12 protein-coding genes are annotated in these 12198 nt (G+C 46.0%); 2 read left to right on the top strand and 10 right to left on the bottom strand.

Going from position 1 to position 12198, the window contains the following annotated elements; translation table 11 throughout:
* Positions 1-44: 44 nt before the first annotated feature.
* Entirely contained in the window at positions 45-605 is a 561-nt protein-coding gene (gene racA, locus M1E03_RS02010; RefSeq protein ID WP_043054497.1) for a chromosome-anchoring protein RacA, read from the top strand.
* A gap of 51 nt (positions 606-656) precedes the next feature.
* Here the strand turns inward: racA and M1E03_RS02005 are convergent, their stop codons facing one another.
* From M1E03_RS02005 to M1E03_RS01960, 10 genes are all read right to left on the bottom strand, one after another.
* On the bottom strand, positions 657-1613 hold the full coding sequence (locus tag M1E03_RS02005; RefSeq protein ID WP_020453282.1) for an AEC family transporter: 957 nt from the start codon (positions 1611-1613) through the stop codon (positions 657-659).
* 177 nt (positions 1614-1790) lie between these two features.
* The gene (malS, locus tag M1E03_RS02000; protein ID WP_023857066.1) at positions 1791-3494 is read right to left on the bottom strand and encodes an oxaloacetate-decarboxylating malate dehydrogenase; all 1704 of its coding nucleotides are present in this window, start codon (positions 3492-3494) and stop codon (positions 1791-1793) included.
* 339 nt (positions 3495-3833) lie between these two features.
* The gene (locus M1E03_RS01995) at positions 3834-4418 is read right to left on the bottom strand and encodes a thymidine kinase (protein ID WP_020453284.1); all 585 of its coding nucleotides are present in this window, start codon (positions 4416-4418) and stop codon (positions 3834-3836) included.
* 78 nt (positions 4419-4496) lie between these two features.
* Positions 4497-4697, bottom strand: a complete 201-nt coding sequence (gene rpmE / locus M1E03_RS01990; protein ID WP_003186051.1) for a 50S ribosomal protein L31 — start codon at positions 4695-4697, stop codon at positions 4497-4499.
* 127 nt (positions 4698-4824) lie between these two features.
* On the bottom strand, positions 4825-6108 hold the full coding sequence (gene rho, locus M1E03_RS01985) for a transcription termination factor Rho (RefSeq protein WP_003186053.1): 1284 nt from the start codon (positions 6106-6108) through the stop codon (positions 4825-4827).
* Positions 6109-6558: 450 nt separating this feature from the next.
* Entirely contained in the window at positions 6559-7524 is a 966-nt protein-coding gene (gene glpX / locus M1E03_RS01980) for a class II fructose-bisphosphatase (protein ID WP_080131527.1), read from the bottom strand.
* Between the two features lie 66 nt (positions 7525-7590).
* On the bottom strand, positions 7591-8880 hold the full coding sequence (locus M1E03_RS01975) for a UDP-N-acetylglucosamine 1-carboxyvinyltransferase (protein ID WP_023857064.1): 1290 nt from the start codon (positions 8878-8880) through the stop codon (positions 7591-7593).
* A gap of 257 nt (positions 8881-9137) precedes the next feature.
* A complete protein-coding gene (gene fsa, locus M1E03_RS01970) occupies positions 9138-9773 on the bottom strand; it encodes a fructose-6-phosphate aldolase (protein ID WP_080131574.1) in 636 nt (211 codons plus the stop codon).
* Between the two features lie 229 nt (positions 9774-10002).
* The gene (locus tag M1E03_RS01965; RefSeq protein WP_020453288.1) at positions 10003-10860 is read right to left on the bottom strand and encodes a class II fructose-bisphosphate aldolase; all 858 of its coding nucleotides are present in this window, start codon (positions 10858-10860) and stop codon (positions 10003-10005) included.
* A 202-nt stretch (positions 10861-11062) separates the two neighbouring features.
* Positions 11063-11440 carry a response regulator gene (locus tag M1E03_RS01960; protein WP_094777382.1) on the bottom strand — a complete coding sequence of 126 codons (378 nt, stop codon included), beginning with the start codon at positions 11438-11440 and terminating at the stop codon, positions 11063-11065.
* Positions 11441-11613: 173 nt separating this feature from the next.
* Here M1E03_RS01960 and M1E03_RS01955 point away from each other — a divergent pair, with 173 nt between their 5' ends.
* Positions 11614-12144: a DUF2529 domain-containing protein gene (locus M1E03_RS01955; RefSeq protein WP_023857063.1), complete on the top strand. Its 531-nt coding sequence runs from the start codon at positions 11614-11616 to the stop codon at positions 12142-12144.
* Positions 12145-12198: the final 54 nt, after the last annotated feature.

The raw sequence follows: 12198 nt of genomic DNA, 5'->3' as shown, positions 1-12198 counted from the left end.
ATACCCTTTTTAATGAACAGTTACAGGTTAAAAGGAGGTATCATATGAATACTGCTGATGCGGCAAATGAACTCGGGGTATCAACCAAAACGGTGCAGCGCTGGGTCAAGCAGCTGCAACTGCCCGCTTCCCGAAATGAGCTTGGCCACTACTTTTTCACGAAAGACGATATCGCCATTTTAAAAGAAGTAAAAGAGCAGTTAAAAAACGGTACGCCTATGCAGGATGTCACAGTCAAACGCCCGAAAAAAACCTTCCTCATCAAGAAAAACGAAATGGTTCAAACGGAAGAGCCGGCACCCCCGTTGAATGAGCGGCTCGAAGAAAAGCTGCAGCGTTTTTTAGAGCACGAACAGCTTGAACGCGAGCTGCTCCAAAAGAAAATCGCCGAGCTGGAAAGAAAGCTTGAACAAAAAGCGGACGATGTCGTCTCCTATCAGCTTCTGCAGCAAAGGCGCGAACTGGAAGAAGAACGGCAGCAGATCAAACATCTCGAACAGAAAATCAGTGAATTGGAAAGCATGAACCGCCACGAAAAAGATACAGCCGGCAGAAGAGAAGAAAAAAAACCGAAAAGCAAATTGAAATCGATCTTCTCTTTTTAAAGCGCAAAAAAGCTTGCAAGGCCATAAAACGGCTTCTTGCAAGCTTTTTCATTATGCTGTAATGGCAATCAATATCGGCAGTGAAATAATTGACAGCACCGCACTGATCACAAACGCGGATGCCGTTTCTGCTTCCTGGCTTTCAAAGTTTGTAGCAATCATAGCCGCCACGGCAGATCCAGGGAATGCCACAAGCAGAACCGCTTTTGTCATGTCGGCGGAAGAAAGGCCCACGACCATCGCGATCACAAACATTAAAGCAGGCTGAGCAGCGACTTTTAATAAAGCGATGCTCAAAGCAGGCATGCTGAATTTGATTTTACGGATTCCGACAGTCACCCCGACTGCGAAAAGAGCGATACCTGAAGTCGTATTTCCGAGCATATCAAGCATTTTCTGCGGCAATTCAGGAATTTGCAGACCGAATAATACAAGAATGATACTTGCAAGCGGTGCAAAAGCGAGCGGTTCAGACAAACCGTGTAAAATTGATTTTCCTGTTACCTTCCAAATGCTGTCTGTCGTTTCCGCTTGTTTTTTAGAAGAACGGCCGACAGTTCCGACGATGATCGCAAGAGGATCAAGCATCGCATTCACGACAATTCCCGTAATCGCGATCGGAATCGCAACTTCCTGCATGCCGAACAGGCTGCCCAATACCGGAATTCCCATAAAGGCGAATGTCGGCTGAGCTGAGTTTAATGAGAACATTGAAGCATCTGTTAAATCGTACTTAAATAAAAATCGTAAAAGAAGCAAAATAATTACGTAAAATCCAACGATACCGATGACCAGTGAAATCATCAGCGGAATCTGGCTGTAAAACTTATCTTTTGGCGTTGACAAAATGCTTGAAACAAAGTGGGCCGGAAGCGCGTATTTCGTAACGAGCGTACTTACCCCTTTTGCAGATTTAGCATCATAGCTTCCAAAGTGACCCGCGAACCATCCCAGCGCAATAACAAAAAATATTGGCGCAAGGAGGATTAAAATATTTAAAAAGTCCAAGACTGTTTCCTCCTCTATGTTGTCCCTTTCAGGGACGAATTAACGGCGGCTGATAAACGCAGTCGCCCTGTTACACAGCCGTCGATCCCATTTTTCATCTTTGATTGGTGCAGCCCGGTGACAAAATATCCGGACCCGGGCTGCTGTTTCTTTTTATCGTTTCCTCAGTATTGAATATTAGTCGCGTTTTGCAACAATTGTTTGATATTCCGGACGCCACATGGCTTCGCGAACCGCCTTTTCGACATCTTCAGGCTGAACTTGAGCCACGCCGTCTTTAATGGCAGCTTTCACAACATCAATTGCCACTTGAACGGATACGTCTTGCAGGTCGTCAATTTTCGGCAGCAGGCCTGCACCCGGTTTTTCATGGTCAACCATGTTCGCGACCGCGTTTGCAGATGCTGCAAACATGCCGTTTGTGATGACTTTCGCCTTCGAAACGATTGTTCCCAGGCCTAATCCAGGGAATACGAAAGCATTATTGGATTGTCCGATTTCGTGTTTCACGCCATTGTACTCAACAGCTTCAAACGGGCTTCCCGTCGCCACAAGCGCTTTTCCGTCCGTCCATTTGAACAAGTCTTCAGGAACAGCTTCAGCCAGATGTGTCGGATTGGACATCGGCAGAATCACCGGACGTTCAGTATGAGCCGCCATCTCTTTGATAATTTCTTCAGTGAAGGCGCCGGCAACACCTGATGTACCAATCAGAATGGTAGGCTTCACTTGACGGATGACTTCCTCAAAGGAAATCTCTCCCTTTTCATTGCGTTTCCATTCTTTCACTTCTTCGGTATCGCGCAAATACGGTTCTTGGAAATCCAAAATTTGATCCATGCCTGTCGTTAATAATCCTCTGTAGTCGACTGTCCAGAATGCGCGGCTGGCTTCTTCTTCTGAAAGCCCTTCAAGCACCATGGTGTCACGGATTTGGTCAGCAATTCCGATACCCGCAGAACCAGGTCCGAAGATGACGACGCGGTGGTCTTTCAAAGACGTGCCGGTCTTTTTAACAGCTGCTAAAATCGCTGCCAGCGTGATAGCCCCTGTTCCTTGGATATCATCGTTAAATGTTGAAATTTTATGGTTATATTTACTCATAATATTGCGAGCGTTTTTATTTCCGAAATCTTCCCAGTGAAGAAGCGCATTAGGGAAAAACTTCAATGCTGTTTCGACATAAGCGTCGATAAATTGTTCGTAACGCTCACCTTCTACACGCGGATGACGGTTTCCGATATAAAGCGGATCGTTTAGCAGTTTTTCATTATTCGTTCCGACATCCAGTACGACTGGGATGACGCGGCTCGGATCGATTCCTGCTGCCGCCGTATATACTGCAAGCTTACCAATTGCAATGTTGATGCCTCCGACGCCCCAGTCGCCGATGCCCAAGATGCTTTCGGAATCGGTCGCAACGATCAAATCGATGTCATCAGCAGACGCCTGCAGGTTTTTAAACGCCGTTTCGATTCCGTCTATATCATCGATTGACAAGTAAACACCGTGCGGTCTGCGGTATTCGTGGCTGTATTCCTGAATCGCTTCACCGACAGTTGGCGTATAGACAACTGGAAGCATTTCACGCAGATGGTTTTGCAATAATTTATAGAAAAGCACTTCGTTTCTGTTTTGCAGATCGTTCAAATATACATTTTGACGAAGTCTGTCAGGTTGACGGGAAAATTGTTCATAAGCCCGTTCCGCCTGCTGATCAAGGCTGAGAACAGTCGGCGGCAGAAGCCCTTCAAGACCAAGGTTCTTTCTTTCTTCAAGCGAAAATGCAACACCTTTATTAAGCGTCGGAATGGAAAGAACGTCTTTTCCCCGCAAAGAAGTCTCCAAATATCCTTCCTTCGTTCTTCTCATGTTGTTCACACTAATTACCTTCTTTCTTAAAATATTAATGAAGTGAAATAAATACGGTAAACAATATAGAACATTTGCCTTTTTTACACATGTAGATTGTCAAATATGTAACGCGCGTTTTTGACAAAAAACTGAACATTTCTTAAAACCTATTTACTTTTTACTGACTACAGTAAGTCATTTTATGCCTGACTTTGTCAAAATTCAAGCGATGAAAATTAGTTAATTTTTTCGTATTCTTAATTAAGTTTTTTAATTACATTAATTCCTATAAAAAGGATTCAATAAAAAAAACACTTGTTTTTACCAAGTGTTTTTTGCGTGAAAATCTTATGTGTTTGTCCGATTTCATTTTGGCTTTCCAGGCACTTCATGATGGTGGCGGCAGCGTGCTTCATATGCTTCGGAAGCCCCCACCAAAATGACCGGATCGTCATAAGAAGCAGGTTTTCCATTGATCAGCCTCTGCGTACGGCTGGCCGGAGATCCGCAGACAGAGCACACCGCTTGCAGCTTCGTCACCGTTTCCGCTAAAGCCATAAGATCTGGCACGACACCGAAAGGCTCGCCCCGGAAGTCCAAATCAAGACCTGCTGCAATCACACGGTAGCCCTGATCAGCCAGAGAAGTTAACGTGCCGACAATCGATTCGTCAAAAAACTGGACTTCATCGACGCCGATGACATCCGTTTCTTTGCTTATGTATTGAAAAATTTCTTCCGGAGATGCGATGGCATGGCAAACAATGGATGTCCCATTATGCGAAACAACCGATTCGCTGCTGTAGCGATTATCAATGGCTGGTTTAAACACTTTGACTTCCTGTCTCGCAAACGTTGCCCTTTTGATCCGGCGGATAAGCTCCTCTGACTTGCCCGAAAACATGCTTCCGCATATGAGCTCAAGCCATCCGCTTTGCTTCATGATGTACATCCGACTAACTCCTCTCCAGCGATTATTGCAAGTAAAAAAACAGGCAAGAAAAATCCTGCCTGTTTATCATATCTATTATTACTTAAGACCGTATTTTTTGTTAAAGCGATCAACACGACCATCAGCAGAAGCGAATTTTTGGCGGCCAGTGTAGAACGGATGGCATTCAGAACAAATCTCAACGCGTACCTCTTCTTTTACTGAACCTGTTTCAAATTCGTTTCCACAAGCGCATTTGACTGTTGCTTTTTTGAACTCAGGATGAATTCCTGCTTTCATATCTGTCATCTCCTTCCGCCCTGAATCCAATTCGGAAACAGAGTTATTATTCCGGGACAAAACCTCCGGAACGCACATGATGAAATTATAACAGCGATTCGGACGTTTTGCAAACTAAAGTTTTAAATCAGCGCCTTGCAGCCGACATATTCGCTTGCTTCCATTCCTGGATCAGAATATCGAAAAACTCCTGATTCGTTTTCGTCTTTTTCATTTTTCTCATAAATTTCTCGACGAAATCAGGCGTGTCAGACATCGTTTTCCGGATGGACCACAGACGGTCAAGGTGCTCTTTCGGAACGAGAAGTTCTTCTTTACGCGTACCCGAACGGCGAATATCAATGGCAGGAAAGATTCTTCTTTCCGCAAGAGAACGGTCAAGATGAAGCTCCATGTTCCCTGTCCCTTTAAATTCTTCATAAATGACGTCATCCATCCGCGAGCCCGTGTCGACAAGCGCGGTCGCCAAGATCGTTAAGCTGCCGCCCTCTTCGATGTTGCGGGCCGCTCCAAAGAAACGCTTTGGACGGTGGAAAGCGCCGGGATCGATTCCCCCTGACAACGTTCGGCCGCTCGGTGGAATGACTAGGTTATAAGCGCGGGCAAGCCTTGTAATGCTGTCCATTAAAATGATGACGTCCTTTTTATGTTCGACAAGCCTCATCGCACGTTCCAAAACAAGCTCGGCCACCTTGATGTGGTTTTCAGGCACTTCGTCAAACGTGGAGCTGACGACGTCTCCTGCAACCGAACGTTCGATATCAGTCACTTCCTCAGGCCTTTCATCGATAAGAAGCACGATCAGCTCCGCCTCCGGATGGTTGGTTGTGATGCTGTTCGCGATCTCTTTCAAAAGCATGGTTTTACCTGCTTTAGGCGGAGCGACGATCAGACCGCGCTGTCCAAATCCGACCGGCGCCATCATGTCCATGATCCGTGTTGACAGGTGATTCGGTTTCGTTTCAAGCACCATCTGGCGGTCTGGATAAAGAGGCGTTAACGCTGGAAAGTGCACGCGCTCTTTTGCCGATTCAGGATCGTCGCCGTTAACCGCTTCAACATGCAGAAGGCCGTAATACCGTTCGTTTTCTTTTGGAGGACGGACCTTTCCGGACACTTTGTCACCGTTTCTCAAATCAAAACGGCGGATTTGCGAAGCGGAAATATAGATATCCTCTGAACTAGGGGAGTAATTGATCGGTCTGAGAAAGCCGAACCCTTCAGACTGGATGATTTCCAATACGCCTTCCATGAACAGCAGATCTTCCTGTTCGGCGTTCGCTTTCAGAATGGCAAAAATCAGTTCCTTTTTTGTCAGTTTGCTGTAATAAGAGACTTTATAATGCCTTGCAAGCTCATACAGCTCTTTTAATTTCATATTTTCCAAAGATGAAATGGATACATCTTTCACTAAGAACACCACTCTTTTCTAATCGAATAATTTACTTTGTCTCATCAATTTCATGAAAGACGCTTGATTATACTGCCGATTCGTTTACCGGCAACGCTTCTACCCATATATATCGACGTATTGAAAAGGATTATAAGTATGAGTCGAGAAAGAAGCGAGGACTTAACAAGAGAAGATAATCGCATATCTGATAGATGCGGCAGGATTTTGGCTCTCTAAGAACCAACATGTGCAGAAAATTTCGCAGCACTCTTTAGTTTTACCCCATTTGTCGTACATATTCAACTTCATTTACGATTTGACATGAAATTGATAGAGATGACCCTGTTTTGAAAATGCCTTGACATAAAGAAGAAAAGCCGTTAGCTATTGTATCAGAGTATGAACCTTGATTCAATTCGTGAAGTGAAATACAAGGGAAAAGCGGGTCATCTATATCCCCGCTTTTTCTTATGGCCGGATGACCAGGTTAGGTTTTTTCTTGAGACTGTGTCTTCCGTCCACAAACCGCACCGTACCGGATTTCGCTCTCATGACTATACTGTGGGTCGTTCCAACAGATCCTTTGAATTGCACGCCTTTTAAGAGCTCTCCGTCTGTGACACCGGTTGCAGCAAAAATCGCGTCGTCTCCTTTGACGAGGTCTTCCATGCGGAGCACTTTGCCCGTATCAAGCCCCATCTTTTCACAGCGTCTCAGTTCTTCTTCGTTTTGAGGAAGAAGCTTTCCGTGAATTTCTCCTCCGAGAGCTTTGAGTGCGACAGCAGACAAGACGCCTTCCGGAGCTCCTCCTGAGCCGAATAAAATATCGACGCCTGTATGATCAAAAGCGGTGTTAATGGCACCGGCCACGTCCCCGTCGTTGATCAGCTTGATTCGGGCGCCTGCTTCGCGAAGCTCATGGATGATTTTCTCGTGCCGAGGACGGTTCAAAATCGTGGCTACGACATCTTCTACATCTTTATTTTTTGCTTTTGCCACAGCTTTTAAGTTGTCAATCACAGGCGCTTCAATATCGATGCAGCCGACAGCTTCAGGACCTACAGCGATTTTATCCATATACATGTCAGGTGCATTCAGCAAGTTTCCGTGATCAGCCACAGCAATGACTGCGAGTGCGTTCCATCCGCCGCTTGCGACGATGTTCGTCCCTTCGAGAGGATCTACTGCTACGTCTACGCGAGGGCCGTAGCCGTTGCCGAGCTTTTCTCCAATATAAAGCATCGGCGCTTCGTCCATTTCCCCTTCTCCGATTACGACCGTTCCCTTCATAGGAATGGTGTCAAATACATCCCTCATGGCGCTTGTCGCAGCGTCGTCGGCCTCGTCCTTTTTACCTCTACCCATCCAGCGCGCTGACTTAAGCGCAGCCGCTTCTGTCACACGCACCAGTTCCATCGATAAGCTTCTTTCCATTCCTATCTAATCTCCCCTCACCCGTATGAAATCGTTTTATGTTTGATCTATCACAGCATTTGTCCATCAGGAATTTTGCAGCTGTTCAATTTCCTGGTCTGTCAATTTTTCGCGCCAGACAGTGGCCCCAAGCTTTGCCAGCTTTTCTTCAAGCTGGCTGTAGCCTCTGTCAAGGTGCTCCAAACCGGTGATTTCCGTGACTCCTTCCGCCATTAGACCCGCAACAACGAGACACGCTCCCGCCCGCAGATCGCTCGCTTTCACCTTGGCGCCCTGCAGAGGAACGGGACCGGTAATAATCGCCGATCTGCCTTCGACCTTCATCGACGCGCCCATGCGCCTCAGCTCGTCAATATGTTTGAAGCGGGCGGAATAAATGGTGTCAGTGACGACGCTCGTCCCGTTTGCCTTCGTTAAGAGCGATGTCATCGGCTGCTGCAGATCTGTCGGAAAACCGGGGTATACGAGCGTTTTTAAATCGACGGGTTTCAGCTCTTTCTGTCCGCCGACCATTAAAATCTGCTCGCTGCTTTCTTCGATTCGAACTCCCATTTCGCGGAGCTTGGCGATTAACGATTCCAAATGCGTCGGAATCACATTATCAATCAGCACTTCTTGTCCCATGGAAGCAGCTGCGATCATGAAAGTGCCGGCTTCGATCCGGTCCGGAATAATCGAGTGTCTGCACCCGTGAAGCGACTCAACGCCTTCGATGCGAATGACATCCGTACCGGCACCTTTTATTTTTGCTCCCATGCTCGTTAAAAGGGTGGCAACATCGATAATCTCAGGTTCTTTCGCAGCATTTTCAATTACGGTTCTGCCTTTGGCAAGCACGGCGGCAAGCATGATGTTGATCGTTGCTCCAACACTGACGACATCAAGATAAATGCGCGCGCCTTTTAATTCCTCCGCACGCAGATAGATCGCACCCTGTTCGTTCGTCACTTCGGCTCCGAGCGCCTCGAAACCTTTGATATGCTGATCAATCGGTCTCGGACCGAGGTGGCAGCCGCCTGGAAGGCCGATGACCGCTTTCTTAAAGCGTCCGAGCATCGCGCCCATTAAGTAATAAGAAGCCCGAAGCTGTTTCACTTTTCCATTCGGCAAAGGCATGCTGATCATCGGCGCAGGATCAACGACCATTTCTCCCTTTTCAAAGTGAACGTTTCCGCCGATCTCTCTCAGCAGATCGCGCAGCGTCAAAATGTCTGAAATATGGGGAAGGCCTTCAAGCGTAACCGTCGAATCAGCCAAAATCGTCGCAGGTATGAGAGCGACAGCGCTGTTTTTCGCTCCGCTTATATGTACTGTGCCATTGAGAGGATCGCCGCCGGCTATATTTAACTTTTCCATGATCGTCTCCTTCCTTAAAGAAGATAGCTAATGGAGCGCTTCATAATGAGATTTCCTTCAGACTCAAAATAAATGGTTCATTTCAAAATCTATCCAATTAAAAGAGAAAGAATACAACACATTTTAAATTTATCGGGAAGAAAAGTAGCGAAGCAGACTGCGGCAAGGTTCTCTTCTGCAAAACATTCATTTCTCTTTGTAAGACAAAATGGTGACAAACGGAGGGAGCCCCTCCACTTGCCACCCACATGAAGCAATTATTTATTCCAGTCAGCTAAAAACTGTTCAATCCCTTTATCAGTCAGCGGGTGCTTTGTAAGCTGATGAATGACTTTGAGAGGCATCGTACCGATATGCGCTCCCCTTAGCGCGGCTTCAGTCACATGCTGCGCATGGCGGATGGACGCGGCGATGATTTGCGTGTCCAAACCGTGCACATCGAAAATTTGTTTAATTTCACTGATCAAATCGAGGCCGTTGTGGCCGATATCGTCAAGGCGTCCCAGGAACGGGGAAACATACGTAGCTCCTGCTCTTGCGGCAAGAAGCGCCTGGTTTGCGCTGAAGATCAGCGTGACGTTCGTTTTAATCCCGAGATCGGTTAATGCTTTAACAGCTTTCAGGCCGTCAGCCGTCATCGGAATTTTCACCGTAATATTCGGCGCGATTTTCGCAAGCTCTTTTCCTTCTTCAATCATCTCTTCAGCCTTCAGAGAAATAACCTCGGCGCTGACTGACCCAGAAACCACTTCGGTAATTTCACGCAGACGGTCATGAAACGAAATGTTTTCTTTTGCTACTAAACTAGGATTTGTCGTAACTCCTGCAAGCACGCCGAGAGCGTGTGCCTCTTTAATTTCGTCTAAATTTGCAGTATCAATAAAAAACAGCATATTGATAAAACCTCCTGTCATGAAAATGTCTGAACTGTGGAACATGTTTGCGCTTTCCGGATGATATGGATAAAACCGCCTGTCGCTATCAGGCGGCTTTTTTGACTGAACGGGAAGCAAAAGAGCCTCATGCCGTCAAAGGCATGTGTTAACAGCACTTCCCTAAAACATCAGAAAAACATCCTGTTCCCCCGGCTTTGCGGGAAAACAGATGCTTTTCCAATCGTCATTATGCTTTGTTTGAAGAACCAAATTCACGCATTTTGCCGATCACTGTTTCTTTGATAGCTTCGCGTGCAGGTCCGAGGTATTTGCGCGGATCATACTCTTCAGGCTTCGCAGCAAGCGTTTCGCGAACAGCTTTCGCAGAAGCGATTTGGTTTTCAGTGTTGACGTTGATTTTTGCCGTACCTAAAGAAATAGCTTTCTTGATGTCGGCAGTCGGAATGCCTGTACCGCCGTGAAGTACGAGCGGAAGACCAGTTGTGTTTCCGATTTCTTCCATTTCTTTGAATCCAAGGTTTGGTTCGCCTTTGTAAGGGCCGTGAACAGAACCTAATGCAGGTGCAAGGCAGTCGATTCCTGTGCGCTCAACAAGTTCTTGACACTCTTTAGGGTCCGCGTAGATGACGCCTTCAGCAATTACGTCGTCTTCCTGTCCGCCTACAGTTCCAAGCTCAGCTTCAACTGATACACCGTGGAAATGAGCAAGCTCAACAACTTTTGAAGTCGTCGCAACGTTCTCCTCGAAAGGATGGTGGGAAGCGTCGATCATAACGGAAGTGAATCCCGCATGAATCGCTTTTGCACAAGATTCAAAGCTTGAGCCGTGGTCTAAATGAATCGCAACAGGTACTGTTACGTTGTATTCTTCCATCAGCGCTTTAACCATTGCCACAACGGTTTTAAATCCGCCCATATAGCGTCCTGCACCTTCTGATACACCGAGGATAACAGGAGATTTCTCTTCTTCAGCGGCTTGTAAAATCGCTTGAGTGAACTCAAGGTTATTTAAGTTAAATTGTCCGACAGCATATCCGTTTTCTTTTGCTTTATTCAACATTTCCGTCATTGATACTAAAGGCATGTCGAAAGTCCTCCTTATGTAGCCTGATTTGCTTTTGCGAAAAAAGCCTCCACACCTACCTAGCATGACCAGAAAAATCCGCCATATGTAAAATGTTTTGGTTTTTTAAAAACGTTAGATAGCTTTTCTCTACTTATATAGAATAACAATTAATCAACAAATCGGCAACATTGTGACTGTGACAACATCAAAAACTTTTCAGCTATCCGTTGGACTTTATAGGCAGATAGGTTTTAACGGCATCGCGAATTTCGTCGATGTCAAAAGGCTTCGCAAAGTGCGTCAGGGCTCCGAGCTCCTTCGATTCCTGGATCATGTCGAGCTCTCCGTAGGCCGTCATAATGATGACCCGGATCCCCTCGTCAATGACCTTCATCCTTTTCAAAATTTCAATTCCGTCCATGCCGGGGATTTTCATATCGAGCAAAACGAGGTCGGGGCGCTGGTTTTTCACAATGTCAAGCGCTTGAATCCCGTTCGCAGCCTGGAAGGTTTTGTATCCTTCTTTATTGAAAACTTCATTCAGCAGAACCCGAATCCCGTACTGGTCGTCTACGATTAAAATCTTCTCATTCATGATTTACACCTCTATATTTATAATTTTCGCCAAAATTAAGCAGTAGTTTATCTATTCTGTTTTGTTTTTCTCTTTTCCTTTAATTAAAATATTTAAGTTTGCGACATATTTAGAGGATTTTTCCCATTATTCTCTTTTGTTATATAATGATAGTCAGTAAAAAAGGAGGAGTCAGCTTGCTTAAAATTTTCACCACTCAATTGACGGGAATCTTCAACCGGATTCAAGAGGGCGAGGCCCAATCGATAGAGGACGGCGCCCGCTTGTTGGCTCAGGCGGTCATCAGTGATCATTCGGTTTATGTATACGGAAAAAATGAATTGGAAGGCATTTTGAAAGAAGCGATGTACAGTTCTGAACCGTTCCCCTCAGTCAAAGTGCTGCCGAAGAACGAAGAAAACTGGCCCGATTTTGAAATGACGGACAAAGTGCTGATGTTCTGCGCCGGTTCAGCGGATGACGAAGAGCTGAAAATGGCGGAAAAACTGTATGAAAGAGGAATCGGACTTGTTGTCGTCTCCCCTTCGGGAAAAGACGGCGCCCCGATCGCATCATTCGCCGATGTCCATATCGATTCAAAGCTGAGAATGCCGCTTCTTCCCGATGAAGACGGAACAAGGTTCGGATTTCCGTCCCTGATGGTCAGCCTCTACATTTATCATGCCCTATCCTTTACATTAAAGGAAATTCTTCAGGAATACCAATAAAACAGGGTTGCCTAAAGGAAATTAATGACGGTGGGGCCGGCCTTAATGAATATA

This window comes from Bacillus sp. PK6-013 (assembly GCF_054161445.1).
The sequence above is the reverse complement of the archived record's forward strand: the minus strand, read 5'-3'. Positions and strand labels throughout refer to the sequence as shown.

Bases quoted from the DNA above. Each gene is read 5' to 3' on its own strand.
- M1E03_RS01965 (WP_020453288.1), bottom strand. From the start codon at position 10,860: ATGCCTTTAGTATCAATGACGGAAATGTTGAATAAAGCAAAAGAAAAC.
- rpmE (WP_003186051.1), bottom strand. From the start codon at position 4,697: ATGAAAGCAGGAATTCATCCTGAGTTCAAAAAAGCAACAGTCAAATGC.
- racA (WP_043054497.1), top strand. From the start codon at position 45: ATGAATACTGCTGATGCGGCAAATGAACTCGGGGTATCAACCAAAACG.
- glpX (WP_080131527.1), bottom strand. From the start codon at position 7,524: ATGGAAAGAAGCTTATCGATGGAACTGGTGCGTGTGACAGAAGCGGCT.
- M1E03_RS01975 (WP_023857064.1), bottom strand. From the start codon at position 8,880: ATGGAAAAGTTAAATATAGCCGGCGGCGATCCTCTCAATGGCACAGTA.
- fsa (WP_080131574.1), bottom strand. From the start codon at position 9,773: ATGCTGTTTTTTATTGATACTGCAAATTTAGACGAAATTAAAGAGGCA.
- M1E03_RS01995 (WP_020453284.1), bottom strand. From the start codon at position 4,418: ATGTACATCATGAAGCAAAGCGGATGGCTTGAGCTCATATGCGGAAGC.